We start from the raw sequence: 24396 nt of genomic DNA, 5'->3' as shown, positions 1-24396 counted from the left end.
CGGTGGCGCGTCAGCGGAGGGTGGCGCCGCCGTCGACGTAGAGCTCCTGCATGGTGATGTGGCGCGCCCGGTCGGAGACGAGGAAGACCACGGCGTCCGCGATGTCCCGGGGCTCGGCGATGCGGCCGAGCGGGATGCCGGTGCGGTAGGTGGCGGGGTCGCCGTCGATGACCCGCCGGGGGGCGCTCTCGTCGGTCCACAGGGCGCGTTGCATGGCGGTGTCGGTGGAGCCGGGGGCGACGACGTTGCACCGCACGCCGCTGCGGGCGAGCTCCAGGCCGAGGCATTTGGTGTACATGGCGGCCGCGGCCTTGGACGCGGCGTAGGCGGCCATGCCGGTGCGGGGCACTCCGGCGGCGTTGGAGCCGACGGTGACGACGCTGCCCCGGCCGCGCGCGGCCATGCGGGGCGTGACGGCGCGTGCGGTGTGGAGGACGCCGCTGGTGTTCACGGCGAAGGTGTCCGCCCAGTCGGCGTCGGTGAGTTCGGCGGCGGGTCCGGGGCGGAGGATTCCGGCCACGTTCACGAGGATGTCGAGCGGTCCGTGCGCGCGCTCGGTGTCGGCGACCACGGCTTCGACGGAAGCGGCGTCAGTGACGTCCATGACCTGGGCGGTGATGGTGCCCGCGCCCTCACCCCACCGGGCCGGGTCGGCGGCCCAGTCGGCGGCGAGTTCCTTGACGCCGTCGGCGTCGCGGTCGGTGGCCACCACCTGGGCGCCCTCGGCGGCCAGCGCCTCGGCGACCGCCGCGCCGATGCCCTGTCCCGCCCCGGTGACCAGGGCGGTCCTGTCGGCGAGCGCGGCGCGGGCGCCGGGTATGTGGTCAGGCATGGGCGACTCCCCCCGTATCGGTTAGGTAAGCCTAACCTAATGCAGTCGCAATGATCACCCAAGGCCCGCACATTCGGGGAACTTCTTTGGTAAGGCTAACCTCACTCACGGCGGGCTCGATGCGTGGGTGCTCTCCCCGGCCCCCACTGAAGAGCCCTTGGTCCGGGGGCAGTTCACGGACGGCCACCGCGACGCCTCCGCTCACACACTGGCCAGCCTGGGGTAGTGGCGTGTGAACGCCCCGGGTCCCGGGGCGACGCCGCCTCCCTCGACGAGCAGGGCCAGATGGCCGCGGGCCGCCTGCGGGGCGAAGTCCGGGCCCGCGTCGCGGTAGGCGGCGCAGGCGGCGGCGAACTCCTCGGCCGTGCCGATGACGATGTCCGCCAGATACGCCTCGCCGCCCTCCGGCGACAGCGGCTCGGCGCCGAGGCGAGCGACCGTCATCGCCCTCGTCCGCTCCAGGAGCGGGGCGAAGAAGTCGACGTACTCCTTGGCGCGGTGGGCGTCCGGCACGATGACGTGGACACCCGCGCCCCGGTGGACCGCGGGCCCGGCGTCCCGTGAACCGAGCGCGTACAGATGGCTCACCAGGAACAGCGCGGTCAGCTTGGCCTGGCCGCGCAGCCCGCGCACCGGTCTCTCGTCGCCCTCGCACAGGGCCAGCGCGGCCGCCACGACGGCCTCCTGGGGCGGCCGGGACAGGCTGATCAGACCGTAGGCGAGGGCGAAGGAACTGCGGCGCACGTCCGGGGAGAAGTCCTCGGCCGTGAGCGCCCGGGCGGGCCGGGAGGAGCGGAGGCAGGACACCCGCGCCGGGCCGAGCGCCACCCTGCGCCCGCCGAGCAGCGTCAGGAGCGCGTCGAGCGGGAACGGCCGGCTCACGTCGAGCAGCGTCGTCACGGCGACCAGGACCTCCCCCGACTCCCGCGCCGCGGCGGCGACGTCGGCGCCGACCGGGACGTCGTGCCAGGCGTGGGCGACCCCGCCGTCGTGCCGCACGTCGACGGAGATCCGGTCCCCGTCGAGCACGGCGGACAGGGCCGGGACCGCGGGCGGCCTCCGCGACGGGAAGTCCAGGACGAGGCCCAGCGACACGAAGGGGTCCAGCGTGGCCACGCGCCAGCCGCCGTCCCCCGCCCGGCGCAGCAGCGCGCGCTCGTACGACGGGTTCACCAGGAAGGTCGGCACTCCGCCCGGGGGCAGCAGGGTGCAGCCCGCCCGCCAGGACGGGAGCGGCCGCTCGGCGGACGTGCCGAGCGGGCGGTCCCGCCAGGCGGGGCGGCGGCAGCGCGGATGGTGCAGCGCGGCGGCGGCGACCGCGTCCTGCGCCTCCACTTCAAGGGCGGCCGCCGTCCACCGCCCCAGCGGCCGGCCGCAGCTCTGGCAGTCGACCGGCCACAGCTGCGCCTTGAGTTCGGCGATGACGGCCGGGCCGAGGCTGCCCTTCGTCACCGCGTCGGTCCGTAACCGGGAAACCACCATCGCTCCGCCCGCCCCATCTCGACGTCGTCGGTCGGCGCACGCGGGCGACGGAGCCGTGCGGCGGACGCCTGCCCCCCCCTCCGGCGAGCGTCCGCCGTCGGGCTCCGTTCCTCGTCCGGGTACGCCGTGGCAGTGTCCTGCGCGGGGTTCGGGAGGGGTCCCGCACGCGGCGGGGCGCGCGGGTCCGGCCGCCGGGCGGGCCTCAGCCGGCCATCGCCGGGCGCAGCACCAGCTCGCACCACGTGCGGAAGGTCGTCGGGCTCGCGGTCGCCGGGGTCCGGGGCACCCCGTCGTCGAGGCCCTCCTCCTTGGCGCGCTTCATCTCGATCAGGCCCTGGACGAACGCGTCGCCGAGGCCGTGGCCGGTGAGTTCGGCGGCGAGAGCCTCGTACGACCGGCGTTCATAGCGGACCGGTCGGCCGAGGGTCTCGGACATCACGCGGGCCATGTCGTTCGGCGAGAGGTCCTCCGGGCCGAGGACCGGCACCTCGCCGGTGCCCGACCAGGACCGGTCGAGCAGCAGGCGGACGGCAGCCGCCGCGATGTCCCGCGTGCTGGCCGAGGGGGCCTTGCGGTCGGCGGCGCAGGTGTCGGTGAACACCCCCTCGTCGCGCAGGGAGCCCACCTCGCCCAGCAGGTTCTCCATGAACGACGGGCAGGCGAGCGCCCGGTAGGCCACGCCCGTGCTCGCGATGAGGTCGTCCATGGCCAGCGACGCCGTGACCAGCCCGGCGCGCCCGGCCGGGGGCGTGCCGCCGCCGAGCGCCGAGACGCCGACCACGTGCCGCACGCCGTGGGCCGTGAACGCCCGCGCGGCGGCACGGGTGAACCCGCTGTACGCGGACTCCAGGGTCGGCGCCCCGGGGTCCGGCGGGACGATCCACAGCACCGCGTCCGCACCGGCGAAGGCCCGGTCGACGACCTCCGGGTCGCGGTGCGAGCCGGGCACGACGTCGACGCGGGCGCGCAGCGGGGCGGAGAGCCTGGTGGGGTCCCGTACGACGACGCGGAGTTCCTCGTCGTGCGCGGGATCCCCGTCGAGGAGGGTGCGCAGGACCTGGTTGCCGATGTTTCCCGTCGGGGCGGTGATGACGATCATGCGTCGAGTCTCGGGCGCCCCCGAACGCGCGGTCCAATACCTTCTGTTGACGATTGATACGCTCAGGGCATGGATCTTGACTTGCGCAAGCTCCGCTACTTCGTCGCCGTGGCGGACCACCGGCACTTCGGCCGGGCCGCCGAGCGGCTCCACATCGCCCAGCCCGTCCTCAGCCGCCAGATCCGCGCCTTCGAGAAGGAGTTGGGCTGCGCGCTCTTCGTCCGTACGACGCGCAGCGTGGAGCTGACCGCCGCGGGCCGGCAGCTCCACGAGGAGGCGCGCGGGCTCACCGCGTCCGTCGAGGCGGCGCTGCGGCGGGTGCGGGACGCCGACCGGGGCGTCCAGCGCCTGGTCATCGCCTTCTCGCCCGGACTGCACGTGTCCGAGGCGATCGTCGCGTTCACCGCGCGCCACGCGGACCTGGAGGTCGGCCTCGTCCCGTCGCGCTGGTGGGAGGGCGACGCCCCGCTGCGGGACGGCCGGGCCCACGTCGGCTATCTGCGCAGGCCGTTCGACACTGCGGGGCTGCGCGTCGTGCCCGTCGGACGCGAGCCCCGGGTCGCCTGCGTGCCCGTCACGCATCGCCTCGCCCGGCGCGCGGAGGTGGTCTCGGCGGACCTCGAAGGCGAGCCGGTCCTCGACGCTCAGCGGCGGCGGACGTCGTCGGTCGAGGAGAAGTTCGAGCTCATCGCCGCCGGGCACGGAGTGGCGCTCGTGCCGCTGAGCGTCGCGCGGTCCTACCCCCGGCCCGACCTCGTCCACGTGCCCGTGACGGACGCCCCGCCGGTCGAGACGTGCCTCGCCGTGCCGGAGGGCGGCTGCGAGGGGCCGGTGGCCGACTTCGTGGAGGTCGCCGCCACGGTGCTGCGGCAGCGTGCGGCGGCACACGCTCCCCGGCCCGCGCGCGAGCACCCTGGAGCCCCATGAGCACCCGTCCCGCCTCCGGCCACGGCCCCGGTGCCGTGGCGGCCCGGCTCACCGGACTGGCCGCGACCGCCGAGCGGCCGCTGTCGGGCGCGCTCACCGAAGTCGTCCTCGACGGCGGGCGGGTGGTCGTGGTCAAGCACGACGACGCGCCCGGCGCGCTGCGGGCCGAGGCGGCGGGCCTGCGCTGGCTCGCCGCCACCGGGACGGTCCGCGTGCCCGCCGTGCACGGGCGCGAGGGAGGGTGGCTGGTGATCGACCGCGTACCGACCGGCCCGGCGAGCGCCGACGCGGCGGCGCGGTTCGGCCGGGACCTGGCCGCCCTGCACGCCACCGGGGCGCCCGCTTTCGGCGCACCGCCGCCCGGCGGGCCCGAGGACGCGTACATCGGGCGCGCCCCCATGCGCAACGTTCCCGGCGACGACTGGCCGAGCTGGTACGCCGCGCACCGGGTGCTGCCCTATCTGCGCCGTGCCGTCGACGACGGCACGGTGCGGCCCGCCGAAGCCGCCGTGGTCGAGCGCGTCTGCGCGCGCCTTCCGGAGCTGGCCGGGCCCGCCGAACCGCCCGCCCGGCTGCACGGGGACCTGTGGAACGGCAACGTCCTGTGGGGCGCCGACGGACACGTCCGGCTGATCGACCCGGCCGCCCACGGCGGACACCGCGAGACCGACCTCGCGATGCTGGACCTCTTCGGCTGCCCGTGCCTGGAGCGCGTCCTCGACGGCTACCAGCGGGCGGCGCCGCTCGCCGACGGCTGGCGGGACCGCGTCGGCCTGCACCAGCTCTTCCCGCTGCTCGTCCACGCCGTGCTCTTCGGCCGCGGGTACGCGGAGCAGGCCCTGGCCTCGGCCCGGGCGGTCCTGGCGCGCTGAACCGCCCGTGCGGCGGCCGTACGGGATGCGGCTTCCGCTTCCTCCCCCGACTCCGGCGCGCCATACTGACGGCGTGGGCACTGGGGCGTCAGCCGATCCGCCGCGCCGAACCGAAAGCGGGTCCGAGCAGCGAGAACTACTCCTGCGCCAGCGCGAGGAGGCCGTCAGCGAACGGGAACGCGCCGCTGACGCGAGACAGTCCGCGGCCGACGCACGCGACGCCAGTGCGGAGGCACGTGAACACGACGCCGACGTGCGCGAGGAAGTCGCGAACACCCGCGAGGAAACCGCGAACACCCGCGAGGAAGCCGCCGATGCGCGCGACCACGTCGCGAACGAACGCGACCTCATTGCCAACGCGCGCGAGGCCGCAGCGGACGTACGGGAAGCCGCCGCGGACACGCGCGAAACGAAAGCGGACGCGCGCGAACGCGGCCTCGACGCCCGCGAAGCGAGAGCGGACCAGCACGGTCGCGCCCTGCGCCACGCGGTGCCCGGCGAGCGGCAGCGGTCCTACGAACACATCGCGCGGGCCCAGGAACTGATCGCCTCCAGCAAGGCGCGGCTGGACCGCAGCGAGGCGAGACTGCGCCGCGCGGACGCCCGTGACGCGCGCGAGCAGGAGGCGGTGGACCAGGAGGTCGCCGCCTCCACGCGCCAAGCCGGCGCCCAACGCCGTGCCGACCGGCCCGGGGACGCCGCGTCCCGACCCGACCAGCGCTAGACGGCCGTCGGCCCGCACCCTCTGCGGGGACCACCCGGCCGTGCTCATGGCAAAATCACCGGGTGCAGATCGGGATGCTGGGTCCATTGGAGGTTCGCACGGACGACGGCGTCTCGGCCGACGTGCCGGGCGCGCGGTTGCGCGGGCTGCTCATCGCCCTCGCGCTCACACCGGGGCAGGTGGTCCCGAAGGCGTCGCTCGTCGACTGGATCTGGGGGGAGCGCCCGCCCGCCGACGCGACGAACGCCCTGCAACGCCTGGTGTCCCGGCTGCGCAAGCTGCTGCCGGACGGGGTGGTCGAGGGGCAGCCCGACGGCTATCGGCTGCGCGTGGAGCCCGACGCCGTCGACGCCGTGCGGTTCGAACGCCTCCTCGGCGCGGGCCGGGCCCGCACCGAGGACGCCTCCCGGCGGGTACGGGTGCTGCGCGAGGCCCTCGGCCTGTGGCGCGGTGCGGCCCTGCAGGACGTCGGCCTCCAGGACAGCGAGGCGTGCGCCGCCGCGGCCGTCCGCCTCGAAGCACTGCGCCTGACCGCAACGGAAGAGCGCGTCGACGCGGAGATCGCCCTCGGACACGGCGCGGAGCTGGTCACGGAGCTGACCGACCTGGTCGCCGCGCACCCGGTGCGCGAACGGCTCGTCGCCGCGCTGATGCGCGCCCTGGTCGCGGCCGGTCGCGACAGCGAGGCCCTGCAGGTGTACCAGCACGCGCGGGAGGCCCTGGCCGACGCGCTCGGCGTCGACCCCTCGCCGGACCTCGCCGCGCTGCACGTCGCGCTGTTGCGGGGCGAGCTGGGGCGCGACGAACGGAAGCGGGAGCGGGCGGAAGCGGGCCGCAGGACCAATCTGCGCGCCGAGCTGACCACCTTCGTCGGGAAGGGCGACGACGTCGCCGCGGTCCGCGAACTCGTCGCCGAGCACCGGCTGACCACGCTGATCGGGCCGGGCGGCGCGGGCAAGACCCGGCTGGCCGCGGAGACCGCGCGCACGCTGCTCGGCGACGTACCGGACGGGGCCTGGCTGGTGGAGCTCGCCGCCATCGGCCCCGAGGGCGACGTGGCCCAGGCGACGCTCGCCGCGCTCGACCTGCGGGACACCCTGCTCGGCGAGGCCGCGAACGCGGAGCCGACGGACCGGCTCATCGCCGCGATCCGCGAGCGGGACGCCCTGCTGATCCTGGACAACTGCGAGCATCTGATCGAGTCCGCGGCGGTGTTCGCCCACCGGCTGCTCGGCGAGTGCCGACGGCTGCGGATCCTCGCGACGAGCCGGGAGCCGCTCGGCATCACCGGGGAGGCGCTGTGGCCGGTCGAACCGCTGGCCCTGCCCGAGCCGGACGCGGACCCGGGCGCGATCGCGTCCTCGCCCGCCGTCCAGTTGCTGCGGGACCGGGCCGGAGCCGTGCGCCGGGACCTCGCCGCCGACGCCGCCACGCTGGCGACCATGGTGCGGGTGTGCCGGGCCCTCGACGGGATGCCGCTGGCGATCGAACTGGCCGCGGCCCGTCTTCGCACCCTGTCCGTCGAGCAGCTCGCGCACCGGCTCGACGACCGGTTCCGCCTGCTGACCAGCGGCAGCCGCACCGCGCTTCCGCGGCACAAGACGCTGCGCGCGGTGGTCGACTGGAGCTGGGAGCTGCTCACCGAGGCCGAGCGGACGGTCCTGCGCAGACTGTCGGTGTTCGCGGGCGGGGCGAGTCTGGAGGCGGCCGAACGGGTCTGCGCGGACCACCCCGACACCGCCGCCGATGCCGGTGCCGCCGACGGTGGCGGTCCCGTCGCGCCGGAGCAGGTCCTGGAGCTGCTCACCTCGCTGACCGAGAAGTCGCTGCTGCGCGCCGGGGGCGAGGGCGCGCCGCGCTACCGCATGCTCGGCACCATCAAGGAGTACGCCGCACTCCGGCTCGCGGAGGCCGGTGAGACGGAGTCGGCACGCCGCGCGCACCTGGCCTACTGCACCGGACTCGCCGAGACCGCGGAGCCGCATCTGCGCCGCGCCGAGCAGTTGGAGTGGCTCGCCGTGCTGCGGGCCGAGCACGACGACATCGGTGCCGCGATGCGCGGCGCGCTCGCGGCGGGCGAGGCGCAGGCGGCGATGCGGCTCGCGGCGGGTGCGGGCTGGTACTGGTGGCTCAGCGGGCACAAGACCGAGGGCCTGGAGCTGATCACCGCGGCCACGGAGACGCCCGGCGAGGTCACCGACGCGTACCGCGCCACGGCGTACGCCCTGGGCTCGATGTTCGTGACCTCCGGCCTCGGCGACGAGCACCTGGCCGCGGAGTGGATCCACCAGGCGTACCGGTTCAGCCGAAGCGCCCCGCCCGGTGGGCACCGCCACCCGGCGATCGGGCTCGTCGCCCCGATGGAGCGTCTGTTGCGGGCGCCCGACGCGTTCCTGCCCGCGTGGGAGGCGCTGCTCGACGACGAGGATCCGTGGGTGCGCGCCCTCGCCCGGCTGCACCTGGGCAAGTTCCGGGTCGTGTTCGGCCACAAGGGGCAGGACGCGGACGCGTATCTGGAGCGGGCGCTCACCGAGTTCCGGGCGCTCGGCGAGCGGTTCGGGATCTCCTTCGCCCTCAGCGAGCTCGCGGAACGGATGGCCGTGCGCGGCGAGTTCACCACCGCGTGCGCGTACTACGAGGAGGCGATCGAGGTCGTCACCGAGGTCGGCGCCGGGGAGGACGTCATCCGGCTGCGGTCGCGCCAGGCCCAGCTGTACTGGCTGCTCGGCGACAAGGCCGCGGGCGCGGCCGCCCTCGCCGAGGCGCAGCGGTGCGCGGAGGGCGTCACCTGGCCGGGCGCGCTCGCCCTGCTGGCCCTCGCGAAGGCGGAACTCGCCCGGTGGGACGGCCGTGCCGAGGAGGCCCGGCGGCACCTGGACGCCGTGACGGCCGTGCTCGGCCGGGAGGCGGAGCAGGCGAGCATCCGCGCGGTGACGCACGACCTGCTCGCCTATCTGACCGACGACCTCGACGAGGCCAGGGCGCACCGCGCCGCGGCCTGCGCGGCGGCGTCCGAGTCGGGGCACGCGCCGCTGATCGCACAGGTGCTCGTCGGGGTCGCGGACCTGGCGCTGCGTCATGACGCGTACGCACAGGCGGCGCGCCTGCTCGCGGCGAGCGCGGAGGTGCGGGGCCTGCCGGACCGCTCCCACCCGGACGTCGTGCGGATCGAGCGGGCGGCGCGGAGCCGCCTCGGCGACGCGCGGTTCGCCGAGGCGGCCCAGGAGGCGGCGGGGACCGGCTGGTCCCGGTTGGTGGAGGTCACGCTCGCTTCTTGAAGGTGGCGAGGGCCCACGCGTACCCGACGAGGGCGAGGCCGAGGCACCAGGCGACGGCCGCGAGCGCGTCGCCGGTCGACGGGTCGCCCGCGAGGAGCCCGCGCAGCGTCTCGATGATCGGGGTGAAGGGCTGGTACTCGGCGAACTGCCGCACGCCCGCTCCCATCGTGTCCGCCGGAACGAACGCGCTGCTCAGGAACGGCAGCATGATCAGCGGCACGGTGGCGAGGCCCGCCGACTCCGCGCTCTTGGCGGCCAGGCCCAGGGCGACGGTGAGCCAGCTCGCCCCGAAGGTGAGCAGGACGACGAGGCCGAGCACGCCGAGCCAGTCGAGGGCGCTCGCGGCCGGGTCGAACCCCATGGCGAAGGCCACGCCGACGATGGCCGCGTTGGCCACCAGGCAGCGCACGGTGGTGACGACGACCTGGCCGGTGAGGACGGCGCCGCGGGAGACGTCCATGGCCTTGAAGCGGTTGATGATGCCCTTCGCCATGTCGTCGTGCACGGCGGCCGCGGTGGAGCCGAGGCCGTAGCTGACGGCCATCACGAGCATGCCCGGCGTCGCGTAGTCGACGTAGTCCTCGCCGACCGCGAACGCGCCGCCGAACACCTTGACGAACAACAGCATGATCACGATGGGGAACAGCACCGCGTTGAAGAGCACGAGCGGGTTCCGCAGGGTGTGCTTCAGATTGCGGCGCAGCATGATCGTCGAATCGGTCAGGGCCGTCGCGAGAGTACTCACAGGGCAGTCGCCTCCGTGCTCGGGCGCCCGGTCAGGGCGAGGAAGACATCGTCGAGGTCCGGCGTGTGCACGGAGAACTCCTGGGCGTTGATCGCGTGCTGGTCGAGCCGGTCGAGCAGGGCCCGCAGCGACTTCGACTCGCCGTCGCTCGGCACCCGCAGGATCAGCTCCTGTTCGTCCCGCGCGGCCCCGGCCAGGATCCGCGCCGCGGCGTCGAGACCGGACCGGTCGGCGAAGCGGAGGCGGACGTGGGTGCCGGGGACCTGGCGCTTGAGCTCCTCGGGGGTGCCCTGGGCGACCAGGCGGCCCTGGTCGAGCACGACGATCCGGTCGGCGAGCTGGTCGGCCTCTTCCAGGTACTGGGTGGTGAGGAAGAGGGTGGTGCCCTCGGCCACCAGCTCGCGGACGATCCCCCACATCGTGCGCCTGCTGCGCGGGTCGAGCCCCGTCGTCGGCTCGTCGAGGAAGATGATCCGCGGGCTGCCGACCAGGGTCATCGCCAGGTCCAGCTTCCTGCGCATGCCGCCGGAGTAGGTCGCGGCCAGCTTGTCCGCCGACTCCGCCAGGTCGAACCGGTCGAGCAGCTCCCCGACCACCCGGCGGCCGGAGCGCACGCGCTTCAGGTCCGCCATCATCCGCAGGTTCTCGCGGCCGGTGAGCAGCTCGTCGACGGCGGCGAACTGTCCGGTCACGCCGATGGCCGCGCGCACCTCCTTGGTCGCGGTCGCCACGTCGTGCCCGGCGACGCGGACCGTCCCGGCGTCGGGCTTGGCCAGCGTCGCCAGGACGTTCACCGTCGTGGTCTTGCCCGCCCCGTTCGGGCCGAGCATGGAGAAGACCGATCCCGCGGCGACGTCGAAGTCGATGCCGTCGAGCACGACCCTGTCGCCGTATGTCTTGCGCAGCCCCGAGACTGCGATTGCCGAACTCTTCATGCCCCTACCGTCGCGGCCGGTCCTGACACGCCCCTGTCACTGCCCTGACACGGCGGCTGACACGGATGACAGGGGGAGGAGTCGACAGCTGTCACGCGGGGCCGGAGTCGGCGACTGCCACGCGGGGGCCCGGGGGGGGGGACGGCTTCAGGAAGGGTCGGGTCGACCGCTCTACGAGGGGTCGGAGTCGGCGGCCGCCAGCACCTCCTTGACGACGGGCCCGGCGGAGGCCCCGCCCGTGCGGCCCTTCTCGACGACAGCGGCGATCGCGACGTTGCCGCGGTGGGCGACCATCCAGCCGTTGTTCGGGGTGTCCTCGGCGACCTCGGCGGTGCCGGTCTTGGCACCGACCGCGCCGGGCAGCCCGGCGAGGCCACGGGCGGTGCCGTCGGTGACGGTCGACCGCATCAGGGACCGCAGCGCGCCGACCACCTCGCGGGGCAGGGCCTTCGTCCTGGTCGCGTCCCGCTGCCCCGGGACGAGGGTGGGCTGGCGGAAGGTGCCGGAGGCGGCGGTGGCCGTCACCGACGCCATCACCAGCGGGTTGGCCAGGACCCGGCCCTGCCCGATCATGGCCGCGGCCTTCTCCGTCTCGTCCCGGGGCGCGGGCACGGCCCCGTCGAAGGACGGCACGCCGGTGCGCCAGCGCTGCCCGATGCCGAAGTACCGCTTCGCGACGTCGCCCAAGCCGTCGTCGGGGAGCTTGCCGCGCAGGCCGATGAAGGCGGTGTTGCAGGACTCGGCGAAGTCCTCGCGGAAGGTGGCGCCGCGGTGCTCGGACTTCTCCACGTTGTGAAACTGCTTGCCGACGGTGAGGTAGCGCGGGCAGTCCACCGTGTCGCCGGGTGCGACGGCGCCCTTGAGGAGCAGCGCGCCCGTGGTGACGACCTTGAAGGTGGAGCCGGGAGCATAGGTGCCGGACAGGGCGCGGTTGAAGCCGGTGGCCGGGGAGTTGGCCACGGCCAGGATCTCGCCGTTGTCGATCCGCAGGGCGACGAGGGCGGCGTCCTTGCCCTTGGCCCCGGCCGCGAGGGCCCGCTCGGCGGCGGACTGCCAGGCGGGGTCGATGGTGGTGGCGACCGGCTTCCCCGAGGTGCGGGCGCGGCGCGCCCCGAAGGTGGCCTCCGTGCCGGTGACGGCGCCACTGGTGCGGTCGACGCGGTGGATCGCACCCCGGGGCCCGGCTCCGGCGGCGCCGGACAGCTGCGCCAGGACGGGCGCCAGGGACGGGTGGGTGTCGCCGGAGAGCGCCGCGCCCTTGCGGTCGTTGACCCGGGCGGCGCCGGTGTCCTCGCGCTCCAGACGGAACTTCTGCGTGTCGCTCAGCTTCGGGTGCACGACGGACAGCTTCCAGTCCACGGCCCAGGTGCCGTCGTCCCGCTCGCGCAGCGGGAGGCGGGAGCGGTAGGTCCAGGTCCCGAGGCCGGTGACGGGCATCGTGGCGGTGAAGGGCACGGTCACGGTGCCGTCCTCGTCGGCGGTGGCCTCGCCCGCCCGCAGCGCGGGCTTGCCGATGTCGAGGCCGGTGGTGAAGTTGCGCAGCACGCGCTCCGCCTGTTCGGGGCTCGACGTGAGCCGGGCCGCCCGCGCCAGGCGGCCCGCCGACCAGTCGGCCAGGAACGCCCGCGCCTGCGCGGCGGCCTCGGGCGCGGCCTTCGGCGGCTTCGGCGCGAAGGGTCCGAGGTCGGTCGCGTACGCCGTACCGGCGGCGAGTGCGACGGCCACGCCCGCCGCGACGGCCGCGCGGGGCCCGCGGGCCCCGCGGGCAGCGGCTCCGCGGCCGTAGGTGGTGCCTTCGGTGTCGTTCATCAAGGGCTCCCTGGTGGCGGCTACGCCATCGAGTCGGCGACCACGGACGCGGCTTCGGCGATCAGCTTGTCGTCGGGGGTGGCGTCCTTGTCGCCGCGGTGCGACAGGATCGCCATGACGAGAGGAGCGGCGCCGGGCCGCCACACGACGGCGATGTCGTTGCGGGCGCCGTAGTAGCTGCCGGTCCCCGTCTTGTCGCCGACCACCCAGTTCTTGGGGACCCCGGCCTTGATGACGTGGTCCCCGGTGGTGTTGGTCTTCAGCCAGGTGGCGAGCTGGGCGCGCTCGGGCTCGGCGAGGACGTCACCGAGGACGTAGGCGCGCAGGTCCTTCGCCAGGGCGCGTGCCGTGCTCGTGTCCCGCTTCTCGCCCGGCACCCACCGGCTCAGGAAGGGCTCGACGCGCTCCATCCGGGTCACGTCGTCGCCGATCCGCTCCAGGGCGGCGTCCAGGCCCTTGGGGCCGCCGAGCTTGTCGAACAGCAGGTTGGCCGCGGTGTTGTCGCTGTAGCGGACGGCCGCGTCGCACAGGGCGCGCAGGGTCATGCCGGTGTCGACGTGCTTCTCGGTGATGGGCGAGTAGGTGACCAGGTCGTCCTTGGTGTACTTCACCACCTGGTCCATCTTGTCCGGCGCGTACGTGCGCAGCGTCTCCCCGGCGGCCAGGGCCTTGAAGGTGGAGTTGTACGCGAAGCGGCGTCCGTCGTGGTACGCCACCTCGCGGCCGGTGCCGGTGTCGACGGCGTACACGCCGAGCCGTGCGTCGAACTTGCGCTCCAGCTTCTTGAACGCGCGGGCGTACGACGCGACGTCCGCCCGCGCCGCGGGCTTGTCGGACCGCTGCGCGGACTTCTCGCTCCGGTCCGCGCCGGGCCGCTCGGCCGCCGCAGCCGGGGAGTCGCCCTGGCCGCAGGCCACGAGCGGCACGAGGACGAGGGTGGCGACGGCGCCGAGGGCGGCGCGCCGGACGCGGGAGTGCTGCATGGTCAACCTCCAAGGAGCCCCGCTCGCGGGGCACGGGGAACGGAGCGGCACGGCCCCGTTGCGTGTGGTGATCAGTGCCGGGACCACCCTCGCCCGGGGGTTCCCATGCGGTCCAATACGCTTGTGCGCGGTTCCATGCCGATCTGGCATAGGGTGCGGGCGTGGATCTCGTAGGAGCGTGCCGGGCGTTCGTCAGCGTCAGTGAGCGCGGCAGTTTCACCGTGGGAGCGGCGGCGGCCCGCATGTCCCAGTCGGTGGCCAGCCGCCGCGTCGCCGCGCTAGAGGAGCGCTTCGGCGAGCCGCTGTTCGAGCGGACCTCGCGGCGGGCCGTCCTCACGCCCTTCGGCCGGGACATGCTGCCGACCGCGAGGCAGCTGGTGCAGGCCGCGGACGTGCTGCTCGACGAGGCGGAGGCCGCACGGCGCAAGCCGTGGCGGCTCGCGGTGCCCGGGATCTGCCCCACCGCCGCCCTGGCCCGCCTCGTCGCCGAGGCGCGCGAGCACGAGGTGACGCTCGACCTGCGCGTGGCCCCGCCGGCGCAGCGCCGGGAGCTGCTCCACGCCCAGCAGGTGCGGGCCGCGCTGCTCGCGGTGCCCGCCGACGAGGCCACCTGGTCCGTGCCGCTCGGCGTCGCCACCGCCCACGACCCCGGCGTGCGGCGCGTCTACTTGGAGACGCTGCGGCTCGGCCGTGGTGCGACAGGACCGGCGCGCCGCGTCTGGATCCAGCCCGAGGACGACGTGCCGCACATCCGCGACCCGCTGACCCGGCTGCGCGACGCGCTGGGCCTGCGCCCCGCGCAGCTCGTCGCCGCGGCGGACCTGACGGGCGCCGCGGCCGAGGCCCTGGGCGGGCACGACCTGCTGCTCTGCTCCCCCGCACAGGCCGTCGAACTGGGCCTGGTCTGGCGGCCGATCGGCGAGCTCGCGCTCAGCCGGGGGTTCGCGCTCGCCGCCGCGGCGGACGGCAATCCGCAGCATCTCCGGGCCCGCCTCGGCGAAGCCATCACGCGCTGCCTCGGCGCCGCCGTCCAGGCGACCGCACCAGTGATCCAGACGATCGATGAGGGGATCCGGCCCCGCACCCCGGAAGGGAGGACCACGTGAACCCCGAGGCGCTCCTGCGCCGGCTGCGCCAAGAGCTGAGCGACGGCGGCCTGCACGGCTGCTTCCTGGTACGGGACCTGCACACCGGTGACGAGCTCGGCCTCGAACCCGACACGCAGCTCCCCGCCGCCTCCCTGGTCAAGATCCCGCTCGCCCTCGCGACGGCGGAGCGCATCCGGCGCGGCGAGCTCGACGGGGCGACGGCCCTGGACGTGCGGCCCGGCCGGATCACCACGCCCGGCCCGACCGGTGTGAGCCGCTTCCGTCACCCCGCCCGCATCGCGATCGACGACCTGCTGTACCTGAGCACGTCCGTGAGCGACGGGTCGGCCGCCGACGCGCTGTTCGACCTCACCCCGCCCGCCCGGGTCGCCGCCGTCCTCGACGACCTCGGCCTGCGCGGCTTCGCCGTCCGGCACGACACGCGCGAGCTGTCCGACACCCCCACGGAGCGCTTCGCCGCCGCGCAGGCCCACCTCGCCCACGCCCTGGCCATCGACGCGGGCACCAGCGGCCGCGGGCACCGCCTTCCGCAGCTCGACACCACCCGCGCCAACACCGGCAGCGCCCGCGCCTACGTCGACCTGCTCCAGGCCCTGTGGACGCCGTCGGCGATCCACCCCGAGGTGGCCGGGCGCGTGCGCGAGCTCATGGGCAACAACCTGATCCGGCACCGGCTCACCCCCGACTTCAGCTCCGACGCGACCACCTGGTCGTCGAAGACCGGCACCCTCCTCAACCTCCGCCACGAGGTCGGCGTGGTCGAGCACGCCGACGGCCAGACCTTCGCCGTCGCCGCCCTCACCGAGTCCCTGGTCCCGGCCTCCGCCCAGCCCGGCGCCGACGCCCTCATGGCCCAGGTCGCCCGCTCCCTGCGGGACCACCTGCGCCAGCTCTAGCGGCGTACGGCAGCGCGCCGCCGGTTCAGCCGACCTCGTACGGCGGCCACGGGGCCCGCGCCCCTGGCCGCCCTCACCACGGAGACGGCGCCCCACACCTTCTCCCGCCTTCCGGTGCGCACCGGCGAGAACGCCGTCGTCGTCCTCACGTCGTACGCGGACGAGGACGCCTGCCGACGCCACCGGGCCGCCGTACGGGCCGACCGGCTGGTGCGCGACGAGATCCTGCCGGGCGTCGAGCGGGAACAGACCGCTCCTGCGCGGCAGTTGCGGCTCGCGCCCACGGCCCGCTCGCTCATCGGGACCGCGCACTGAGGGGCGCCCGAACCGGGATCCCTCGAACTGGAGGCCCTCGAACTCAACTCGATCACCCCCGACGCGCCGCTATGCCCTGCGGACCACGTCACAGGGGTGGGACCGTGGGAGGCGGGTGGCAGGCCGTTCCGGGAGGCCTGCCGCCACCTCGACGGGAAGGTCGACCGCGGATGGGATTCGGCTTCACGCAGCGACGCGGCGGGCAACTGCCCGTGGAGCGGACGGGTTTCGTCGGGCGGTCCGACGACCTCGCCCGGGTCCAGGAGGCGTTCGCGCGGGCTCCGCTGGTCACCCTGGTGGGCCCCGGCGGCGTCGGCAAGAGCCGCACGGCGCTGCGCGTGGCCGCCGAGGTCACGGAGGACTTCCCCGACGGGGTGTGGCTCGCGGAGCTGTCCGGCCTGCGCGACCCCGAGCTCGTGCCCGCGACCCTGGCCGCCGTGCTCGACCTGCCCGAACAGCCGGGGATGGAGCCGCTGGACGCGGTGGTGGCGCATCTGCGGGCGCGTCGGCTGCTGCTCGTCCTCGACACCTGCGAGCACCTCGTGGACGCGTGCGCGCTGCTCTGTGACGTCCTGCTGCGGGAGGCCGCGGGCGTGGCGGTCCTGGCCACCAGCAGGCAGCCGCTGGACGTGCCCGGCGAGCGGTGTCTGCCGCTCGCGCCGCTCCCGGCCGACGACGCCCTGGAGCTGTTCGCGCAGCGCGCGGCCGCCGTCGTGCCGGACTTCACCGTCCACGACAGCAACCGGGCCCAGGTGGGGGCGCTCGTGGAGCGCCTCGACGGCATTCCCCTCGCCCTCGAACTGGCCGCCGTACGGCTGCGGGCCGTGCCGCTCGCCCAGCTCGTCGCGCGCCTCGACGAGCGCTTCGGGGTGCTCACCGGCGGGCGCCGCACGGAGCTGGCCCGGCACCAGACGCTGCGTACGGCGATCGACTGGTCGTACGAGCTGTGCTCGCCCGCGGAACGGCTGCTGTGGGCGCGCCTTTCGGTGTTCGCGGGCCCCTTCGAGCTGGCGACGGCGGAGCGGGTGTGCGCGGGCGGCGGCCTGGCGGCCCGGGACGTCCTGGAGGCGCTCGTCGGGCTCGTCGACAAGTCGGTGGTGCAGCACCTGGGCGGGAGCACGGGCCGCTACCGCCTCCTCGACACGATCCGCGCGTACGGCGGAGAACGGCTGGACGACCCCGACGGCAGGGGGCGCGCGGACGACGCGGTGAGCGTGCGGGAGCGGCACTTCGCGCACTACCAGGAACTGGGCCAACGGCTGTGGGACGAACTCCTGACCCCGGCGCAGGCCGCGCTGTACCGGGGGGCACGGGAGGCGGTCGCCGATCTGCGGGCGGCCCTGGGACACGCGTTCGCCGCCCCGGAGCGCGCCCCGCAAGGGCTGTGGCTCGCAGCGCAGTTGGCGCCGTTCTGGCGTGCGGTGGGGACGCTCTCGGAAGGGCGGTACTGGATCGACAAGGGGCTCGGCCTGGTGCCCGAGGAGCGTGCGGAGCGGGCCTGGGGCCTCTTCCTCTGCGGGGTGCTGGCCGTGTGGAGCGGCGACCTCATGGCGGCGCCCGGCCTCTTCGAGGAAGCACGTGAGGTGGCGGTGCGCTGCGGCGAGCCGCGCGTGGTGCTGTTCACGGAGCCGTATCTGGGGGCCATGCGGGCGCTGTGCGGCGAGGTCGACGAGGGCCTGGCCGAGCTGGAGCGGGGGCGGCGGCGGATCGTGGAGGCCGGGGACCTGCTCGGCATCGGCGTGGTCCACTACGAGGGCGCCCTCCTCCGGGCCGTCCTCGGCGACGTCGAGGGCGCCCTGGAGCTCTGCGCGACCGGGCTCGCCCACCTCAAGGACACCGGGGACCGGCAGCTCTACGCCTCGACGCTGATGGTGCAGGGCGTCGTCCTGTGGCTCGCCGGGCGGCCCGAGGAGAGCGCCCCGCCGCTGCGCCGGGCCCTCGACGCCGTGAGCGAGGTCGGGGACGTGCTGGTCGCCGCGCTGTGCTGTCTGGGGCTCGCCGGGCACTCCGCCCAGCAGGAACGGTACGCCCGCGCCGCCTGGCTGCTGGGGTACGCGGAGAGCGCGCGGCGCCTGACCGGGGATCCGGTGGCCATGCTGCCCTCGCTCCTGGACGAGCAGGAGGCGGTGCAGCGGACCGTGCGCGGCGCCCTCGGCGAAGCGGCGTTCGCGCGCTGGCACGGGCTCGGGGCGCGCCTCACGGGCACGGACGTCCTCGCGGCGGTGCGGGCCGACCTGGACGTGCCCGCGTCGGCGCGGTCCCTGCCGGGTGCCCGCCGGGGCCACGCGGCCGAGGCCCTCACCCCCCGCGAGCGCGAGGTCGCCGCGCTCGTCGCGCGGGGCCTGTCCAACCGGGAGATCGCCGAACGCCTGGTCATCTCCAAGCGCACCGCCGACACCCACGTCGAGCGCATCCTCGCCAAGCTGGACCTCACCTCGCGCGCCGACGTACCGGCGGCGCTGGAGGACTGATCCGCGGGCATACGTACGTACGCGGCAGCCGCCGGGGCGGCCGGGCCTTCGCCCTCACGCGCCGCGTACGTATACGGATCGTGGCAGGTCACGGATGCCGGGACGCCCCGGGGCGCGGGAGAGTGGGCAGAGCCAGCCGGGACGCGGTGCCGGACGCCGGCAGCGTCGGACGCACGCCTGCCAGGCACGGGCGCCCCGCACCGCTTCCCCCTCCACCGGGCTCGCCGTCCAGGCTTGCCGTCCGGGCCCGCCGTCCGGTGCCGGCCGGACGCCGCCCGCCGGTGAGACGCTCGGAAAATCCGGTGGAGCGGAACCGCCGTCCTGCCCTACCGTGCTGGCGCACCTAGTCGTCTGGGCAAGGACGTGCCGTTGTACACCGTGTGAGACCCCCCGAGAGCTGATCTGTCGCGCGTCGCGCCTGCGTGCCGTGCTCCTTTTTGCTGCGGACTTCTCACTGAAACCGGTGTACTTCTGTGCTCAATCGCTGGGTGGTCATGCCCACCTGCCTGCCGACCGTCCTCCGCCACTGCCCCGCGTGCCCGTCCGGCCGCTTCCGGGCGAACGGCAAATTCCGTGTCAACGCCCACCACAAGCTCCTCGACGCCTGGCTCCTCGTGCTCTGCGCGACCTGCGGGGACACGGCGAAACTCACCGTCCTGGAGCGGACGAACGTGCGCTCCATCCACCCCGGACTCCTGGACCGCATGCACGACAACGACCCGTCCCTGGCAGCCGAACTGCTACAGGATCCGGCCCTGCTGCGCCGCAACCGCGTCGCCCTCGACTGGGACGGGGCCTGGCGTCTGGACACCGGCGGATCGGACCACCTGGACCGCGAGGTACTGGACGTCTCGGTCCGCTTCGCGGCCCGGATCCCGGTCCGTCCGGCACGTCTGATCGCCGAGGGCTGCGGCCTTTCGCGGGCCGAGGTCGAACGGCTCGTCGCGGAGGGGAAGCTCGTCTCGGCGGTCCGGCTGAGCGGCAGGCAGTCCAGCGACTTCACCTTCACGCTGAAGCGCTGAGCCCTCCCCCGCGCCGGGGCCTGTCCGGCACGACCTGCGGACAGGCCCCGGCGGTCGCGGAGTTGCGGGGTCCCCGGGGCGCGCCATCCGTCTCACCCGCTCAGAAGACGGTGCCTCCGGCGTCGACGTGGAGCGTGGTGCCGGTGATGTAGCTCGCCCGGGGCGAGGCGAGGAAGCAGATCGCCTCGGCGATCTCCTGCGACCCGGCCGTGCGCTGGAGTCCCAGCTCCTCGGCCACGCCCTCGTTGCCCTCCTCGCCCCATGCGGCGAGGACGCCTTCGGTGCGGGTCGGGCCCGGGGCGACGCTGTTGACCCGTACGCCGCCCTCGGCGAACTCCGCCGCCCAGGTGCGGGTCAGCGAGTCCAGCGCGGCCTTGGAGGCGCTGTAGACCGAGGCGCCGGGGAACGCCTTGTGCGCCGCGAGCGAGGTGACGTTGACGATGCTGCCCCCGCCCCTTTCGAGCATGTGCGGCACGAGCGCGGCGACCAGGAAGTAGGCACCGCGCACATGGGTGTCGAAGACCCGCTCGTAGTCCGCCACGCTCTGCTCGACGGTGAGCGCGGTGGGGAAGACGCCCGCGTTGTTCACGAGGATGTCGACTGGACCGCTCCGGCTCGCCAGCTCCGCCACCGCGTCCAGGTCGGCCACGTCGGCAGGGACGAACCGGACCGCCCCGTCCTCCTGCGCGGCGTGCGCCGCGTTCTTGCCGCGCAGGGCGTCGCGGCCGGTGACGACCACGTCCGCTCCCGCACGGGCCAGCGACCGGGCCGCCGCCAGGCCGATGCCGGACGTGCCGCCGGTGACCAGCGCGGCCTTTCCCTTCAATTCCATGACGTGCGTCCTCTCCAAGACGTGTGCCCTCTCCGAATGCGTGAGGGGAGGAACGATTCAAGTGCGTTGACTGCGGCGGGAATGCGGCCACAATTCGCCATTCACGTCGGCCACTCAGGTCGGCGCTTCGGAATTACCGCCGTGTCAGCCCCTGGGGAATTCGCCGCCGTCCACGACGAGGCTGCTCCCCGTCAGCCAGCTCGCCCGGGCGGAGAGGAGGAACAGCACCGCGTCGGCGATGTCGTCGGGCGCGCCGTCACGCCCCAGCGGCGGGGTGGTGACGTCCTGGCCCGGCCCGTCCGACAGGCGCGCCCACTGCTCCCGGGTGCGCTCGCCGCCGGGGGTGGCGGTCCGGCCGGGCGACACCGTGTTGACGCGGACGCCGAACGGGGCCAACTCCTGGGCCAGCCCCCTGCTGTAGTTCTCCAGCGCCGCCTTCGCCGTCGTGTAGTGCAGGAACGGTGGCGCCACGGTGGGGACCGCGGCCGAGGAGACGTGCACGATCGCCCCGGAGCGCCGCTCCCGCATCTCCGGCGCCAGCAGCGCGTCCAGGCGTACCGCGGCCAGGAAGTTCAGGTCGAGCGCGTCCTGCCACTCCTCGTCGGGGATGGCGAGGGCGCCCCGGTGCGGCCCCGCCCCGCCCGCGTTGTGGACCAGCATGTCCACCCCGCCGAGGGCCTCCCGCGCGGCCGCGGCGAGTGCCTCGGCACCGGCCCGCGTGCGCACGTCGGCCTTCACGAACTCAGCCCCTTCGGGCACGGTGTCCGCCGTCGACCGGGCCGTCGTGATGACGTGGGCGCCCGCGTCCAGGAGCTGCCGCACCACGGCCGCTCCGATGCCGCGGGAACCGCCCGTGACCAGGGCCCGCTTTCCCACGAGTTCCCGCGTCACCGTTCCCGCTGTGTTCTCCATGGTGGTCATGGTCGACCGGTCCTCTCCCTGTGATTTCGACACGGCATGCCCGACGGAAGAAAGAGCGACGTACGTGGAGCGCGACCCTGCGGAGAATGCGCGGTAGGGGGCGCCTCGTCGAGCGGTTTCACCGTACGTACGGAAAGGAGCGAGGGGCAAAGACGAAATGTCAACAGGCGCTATAGGAAAGCCCTATGGCACCCTCGCCCGGCCCCTCGGGACGCCCGGGACCCCCGGTAACGGCTCCCGCCCTCGATCGGTGTTTCGGCCACTGATCGTCACGGGGCCGGGCCGCTCGCCGCACGGGTCGGTGCATCGCGCACACGGGCCGCGCCGCGGAACGGAGGGGAATCCACGCCGTCTCAAACACGTGTGTTCGAACCTCTGACGTTCGTCGTTGGGCCCGGCATCGCCAGTCCGGCCCCACCGCCGACCAGGAGGTGCGCAGTTGACAACGTCCGACTCCACGAGCGCCCGTAGCACCCCACCGCCCCCTCCCCCGCCCCCGGCCGATCTGCGGTTCGAGGCCACGGACGTGGCGAACCGGCTGGCCGGGATCACCGTGCGCACGGTGGTGCGCCGCCTTCCCGCGGCCGTGTGGTGGACCCTGAAGATGGCCTGGCGGGTCGACAGGACCGCCGTGCTCCTGCTGGTCGCGTGCCAGGTGGCGGCCGGGGTCTCCCAGGCGGTGACGCTGGCCGCCACCGCCCGCGCCATGGGCCCGCTGCTGGGCGGGGCGGACGCCGCCGCCCGCATCGAGGCCGCGCTCCCCGCCCTCGCGGTGATGGTCGCCGCCGCTGCCGTGGCCCGGGTGTTCACGGTCCTGGGGTCCTACGCCGCGGGCCGCGTCACGCCGAAGCTGACCACGGAGGCGGACACCCGGTTCGTGGAGGCGGTGTGCCGGGCGGAGCTCACGGCGATGGAGGAACCCGGCTTCCACGACGCCCAGACGGCGGCCAAGGCCGGGGTCCAGCGCACCGCCAACGTGGTCACCGACGTCCAGCGGTGCATGTCCGCGCTCATGCAGATCACCGGCGCCGTGGGCGCGCTCACCGTGCTCCACCCGGTGCTCCTCCCGCTCCTCGTCCTCGCGGTCGTCCCCGCCGGGGTGGGAGAGATCCTCGCCGCGCGGATCGCCTACCGGACGCACTACTTGAACATCGCCGACCAGAACGTCCGCCACATGGTGCGCTGGTGGGCCACCGCGCCCAAGCACGCCACCGAGGTCCGCGCGAACGGCATGACGGACTACATCCGGTACTGGTACGCCGCGATCTCCCGGCGCATGGACGCGCGCACCATCGCCGCGGCACCCCGCACAGCGCGTACCGTGCTGGCCGCTTCGGCGGTCGGCGGTCTCTTCCAGACGCTCATCTGGGGCGTGCTGGCCTATCTGGCGACCCACGGCCACATCGGTCTCGCCGTCGCCGCCACCGCGGTCGTCGGCCTCCGGGCCGTGCTCGCCTCCCTGGGGAACGCGGTCAGTTACGCCGCGAACGTCCTCAACACCGGCATGTACCTGGAGGACCTCCACGCCTTCCTCGACCGCGCCGGACGCGCCGCACAGGCGCGCGGCACCCGACTGCCCGACGCCCCCGCCGTGGTGCGGGTGGACAACGCCTCCTACACCTACCCGTCCAAGGACCGGCCCGCCGTGGACGGCCTGTCGCTGACCCTGACCCGCGGGGAGGTCGTCGCGGTCGTCGGGGTGAACGGGGCGGGCAAGTCCACCCTCATGAACCTGATCACCGCCGTCACGCTGCCCGACAAGGGCCGCGTCCTGTGGGACACGGCCGAGACCCGCGCCCTCGACGCGGACGGCGTGTGGCGGCACACCGGCGTGGTCACCCAGGACTTCGCCAAGTGGCCCCTGCGCGCACGCGAGAACGTCACCCAGGGCCAGCCCCGCACCCACCACGACGACCCGGTGTGGGAGGCCGTCGACCAGGTCGGCCTGCGCGAGGCGATCGACGAGCTGCCCCACGGCCTCGACACCCTCCTGGCCCGCGAGTGGTTCGGCGGCTCGGAGCTCTCCGGCGGCCAGTGGCAGCGCTTCGCCTGCGCCCGCGCCCTCTACCGCAGACCGGCCGTCCTCATCCTGGACGAGCCCACCAGCCAGCTCGACGCCCGCGGCGAGCACCGGATCTTCACCGCGCTGCGTCAGCTGCGCCGCGACCGGATCACGGTGATCGTCACCCACCGGCTCGACAACACCCGCCTCGCCGACCGCATCCTCGTCCTCGACCACGGCCGCATCGCCGAACAGGGCACCTTCGACGAACTGCGCGCCGCCCCCGGCTCCTTGTTCGCCGAGCTGTACGCCCTCTCCCAGGACCGGTAGCTCGGGGTGCATGGCGACGGGCGGGGCGGGCCAGGGCGCGTGCGGCGACTGTGGTGGTCCCGGGAAGGAGGGGGCAATAGGTTGCGTGATAGCTTCTAACTAAATCGCGAAGATATAGCCGTAGGGCGTGGAGGATGCGGGCCATGGCGAAGGCAGAGCCTGAAGCAGGGGCGAAGACCCCCAGGGAGCGCTACCGCGCCCAGGTGCGCGCGGAGGTCAAGGAGCACGCCTGGGAGCAGATCGCCACAGCGGGGGCCTCCGCACTCTCCCTCAACGCGATCGCCAAGCGGATGGGCATGAGCGGCCCCGCGCTCTACCGCTACTTCGCCAGCCGCGACGAGCTCATCACGGAGCTCGTCCGGGACGCGTACCGCAGCCTCGCCGACACCCTCCGCGCGGCCGCCGCCGACGGCGCCGACCTCGCCGGACTCGCCCACGCCCTGCGCGCGTGGGCCCTGGCGGACCCCCAGCGGTACTTCCTCGTCCACGGCACGCCCGTGCCCGGCTACCACGCGCCCCAGGACATCACCGGCATCGCCTCCGAGATCATGGCGACCCTGCTCGACGCCGGCGCGGCCCTCGCCCCGGACGGTTACCCGACGCCGTTCCGCACGCACCTGGAGGACCACCGGGCCTGGGCCGGGGACCACCCCGCCCCGCCCGCGGTCCTGCACCGCGCCCTGTCCTTCTGGTCCCGGCTGCACGGCGTCCTGTCGCTCGAACTCGCCGGGCACTTCACCGGCATGGGCTTCGACCCGGCCCTGTTCTTCGCGGCCGAGCTGGACGACCTGCTGTCCCAGGGGACGTGACCC

At 74.6% G+C, this 24396-nt stretch carries 20 protein-coding genes; 11 read left to right on the top strand and 9 right to left on the bottom strand.

Translation table 11 applies throughout. The features are described from left to right. Positions 1 to 10 precede the first annotated feature (10 nt). The 3 genes from AC5WAM_RS38990 to AC5WAM_RS38980 all read right to left on the bottom strand — a co-directional run bounded on the left by AC5WAM_RS38990 (position 11) and on the right by AC5WAM_RS38980 (position 3413). Positions 11 to 832 carry a 2,3-dihydro-2,3-dihydroxybenzoate dehydrogenase gene (locus AC5WAM_RS38990; protein WP_366795060.1) on the bottom strand — a complete coding sequence of 274 codons (822 nt, stop codon included), beginning with the start codon at positions 830 to 832 and terminating at the stop codon, positions 11 to 13. A 201-nt stretch (positions 833 to 1033) separates the two neighbouring features. After that, the gene (locus AC5WAM_RS38985; protein WP_495520528.1) at positions 1034 to 2284 is read right to left on the bottom strand and encodes a hypothetical protein; all 1251 of its coding nucleotides are present in this window, start codon (positions 2282 to 2284) and stop codon (positions 1034 to 1036) included. Between the two features lie 232 nt (positions 2285 to 2516). Beyond that, a complete protein-coding gene (locus AC5WAM_RS38980) occupies positions 2517 to 3413 on the bottom strand; it encodes an NAD(P)H-binding protein (RefSeq protein WP_495520527.1) in 897 nt (298 codons plus the stop codon). A 69-nt stretch (positions 3414 to 3482) separates the two neighbouring features. Between AC5WAM_RS38980 and AC5WAM_RS38975 the strand changes: the two genes are divergently transcribed. From AC5WAM_RS38975 to AC5WAM_RS38960, 4 genes are all read left to right on the top strand, one after another. Further along, positions 3483 to 4340 (top strand): LysR family transcriptional regulator, encoded by an 858-nt coding sequence (locus AC5WAM_RS38975; RefSeq protein WP_495520526.1) that lies wholly within the window; start codon positions 3483 to 3485, stop codon positions 4338 to 4340. Further along, the gene (locus AC5WAM_RS38970) at positions 4337 to 5212 is read left to right on the top strand and encodes a fructosamine kinase family protein (RefSeq protein WP_495520525.1); all 876 of its coding nucleotides are present in this window, start codon (positions 4337 to 4339) and stop codon (positions 5210 to 5212) included. Before AC5WAM_RS38975 ends, AC5WAM_RS38970 begins: the two co-directional genes overlap by 4 nt. Before the next feature lie 73 nt (positions 5213 to 5285). Continuing rightward, positions 5286 to 5936: a hypothetical protein gene (locus AC5WAM_RS38965; RefSeq protein ID WP_495520524.1), complete on the top strand. Its 651-nt coding sequence runs from the start codon at positions 5286 to 5288 to the stop codon at positions 5934 to 5936. 62 nt (positions 5937 to 5998) lie between these two features. Beyond that, complete coding sequence (locus tag AC5WAM_RS38960) at positions 5999 to 9214, top strand: AfsR/SARP family transcriptional regulator (protein WP_495520523.1); 3216 nt, start codon at positions 5999 to 6001, stop codon at positions 9212 to 9214. Here the strand turns inward: AC5WAM_RS38960 and AC5WAM_RS38955 are convergent. The 4 genes from AC5WAM_RS38955 to bla form a co-directional block, all read right to left on the bottom strand. Next, positions 9198 to 9959, bottom strand: a complete 762-nt coding sequence (locus tag AC5WAM_RS38955; protein WP_495520522.1) for an ABC transporter permease — start codon at positions 9957 to 9959, stop codon at positions 9198 to 9200. The two genes, AC5WAM_RS38960 and AC5WAM_RS38955, sit on opposite strands and share 17 nt — an antisense overlap. Further along, a complete protein-coding gene (locus AC5WAM_RS38950; protein WP_495520521.1) occupies positions 9956 to 10894 on the bottom strand; it encodes an ATP-binding cassette domain-containing protein in 939 nt (312 codons plus the stop codon). The genes AC5WAM_RS38955 and AC5WAM_RS38950 overlap by 4 nt, the downstream gene beginning before the upstream one ends. Positions 10895 to 11065: 171 nt before the next feature. Further along, positions 11066 to 12703 (bottom strand): penicillin-binding transpeptidase domain-containing protein, encoded by a 1638-nt coding sequence (locus tag AC5WAM_RS38945; RefSeq protein WP_495520520.1) that lies wholly within the window; start codon positions 12701 to 12703, stop codon positions 11066 to 11068. A gap of 20 nt (positions 12704 to 12723) precedes the next feature. After that, on the bottom strand, positions 12724 to 13686 hold the full coding sequence (bla, locus tag AC5WAM_RS38940) for a class A beta-lactamase (protein ID WP_495520519.1): 963 nt from the start codon (positions 13684 to 13686) through the stop codon (positions 12724 to 12726). A 161-nt stretch (positions 13687 to 13847) separates the two neighbouring features. Here bla and AC5WAM_RS38935 point away from each other — a divergent pair, with 161 nt between their 5' ends. The 5 genes from AC5WAM_RS38935 (at position 13848) to AC5WAM_RS38915 (ending at position 19499) form a co-directional block, all read left to right on the top strand. Then, positions 13848 to 14792 carry a LysR family transcriptional regulator gene (locus AC5WAM_RS38935; protein ID WP_495520518.1) on the top strand — a complete coding sequence of 315 codons (945 nt, stop codon included), beginning with the start codon at positions 13848 to 13850 and terminating at the stop codon, positions 14790 to 14792. After that, positions 14789 to 15691, top strand: a complete 903-nt coding sequence (locus AC5WAM_RS38930) for a serine hydrolase (protein ID WP_366795048.1) — start codon at positions 14789 to 14791, stop codon at positions 15689 to 15691. Before AC5WAM_RS38935 ends, AC5WAM_RS38930 begins: the two co-directional genes overlap by 4 nt. A gap of 114 nt (positions 15692 to 15805) precedes the next feature. Next, entirely contained in the window at positions 15806 to 16006 is a 201-nt protein-coding gene (locus AC5WAM_RS38925) for a hypothetical protein (RefSeq protein WP_495520517.1), read from the top strand. Between the two features lie 170 nt (positions 16007 to 16176). Further along, positions 16177 to 18477 carry a LuxR C-terminal-related transcriptional regulator gene (locus tag AC5WAM_RS38920; protein WP_495520516.1) on the top strand — a complete coding sequence of 767 codons (2301 nt, stop codon included), beginning with the start codon at positions 16177 to 16179 and terminating at the stop codon, positions 18475 to 18477. A 494-nt stretch (positions 18478 to 18971) separates the two neighbouring features. Then, positions 18972 to 19499: a DUF1062 domain-containing protein gene (locus tag AC5WAM_RS38915; RefSeq protein ID WP_495523747.1), complete on the top strand. Its 528-nt coding sequence runs from the start codon at positions 18972 to 18974 to the stop codon at positions 19497 to 19499. 100 nt (positions 19500 to 19599) lie between these two features. Here AC5WAM_RS38915 and AC5WAM_RS38910 read toward each other — a convergent pair whose 3' ends face one another. Both AC5WAM_RS38910 and AC5WAM_RS38905 read right to left on the bottom strand, forming a co-directional pair. Further along, positions 19600 to 20331, bottom strand: a complete 732-nt coding sequence (locus tag AC5WAM_RS38910) for an SDR family NAD(P)-dependent oxidoreductase (protein ID WP_495520515.1) — start codon at positions 20329 to 20331, stop codon at positions 19600 to 19602. Between the two features lie 144 nt (positions 20332 to 20475). After that, positions 20476 to 21252, bottom strand: a complete 777-nt coding sequence (locus AC5WAM_RS38905; protein WP_495520514.1) for an oxidoreductase — start codon at positions 21250 to 21252, stop codon at positions 20476 to 20478. A gap of 439 nt (positions 21253 to 21691) precedes the next feature. Here AC5WAM_RS38905 and AC5WAM_RS38900 point away from each other — a divergent pair, with 439 nt between their 5' ends. Both AC5WAM_RS38900 and AC5WAM_RS38895 read left to right on the top strand, forming a co-directional pair. Next, a complete protein-coding gene (locus AC5WAM_RS38900; RefSeq protein WP_495520513.1) occupies positions 21692 to 23584 on the top strand; it encodes an ATP-binding cassette domain-containing protein in 1893 nt (630 codons plus the stop codon). 143 nt (positions 23585 to 23727) lie between these two features. Continuing rightward, positions 23728 to 24393, top strand: a complete 666-nt coding sequence (locus tag AC5WAM_RS38895) for a TetR/AcrR family transcriptional regulator (RefSeq protein WP_495520512.1) — start codon at positions 23728 to 23730, stop codon at positions 24391 to 24393. Positions 24394 to 24396 lie beyond the last annotated feature (3 nt).

This window comes from Streptomyces sp. JLYT201, from assembly GCF_059448825.1.
This window is presented reverse-complemented; position numbering and strand designations above follow the sequence as displayed.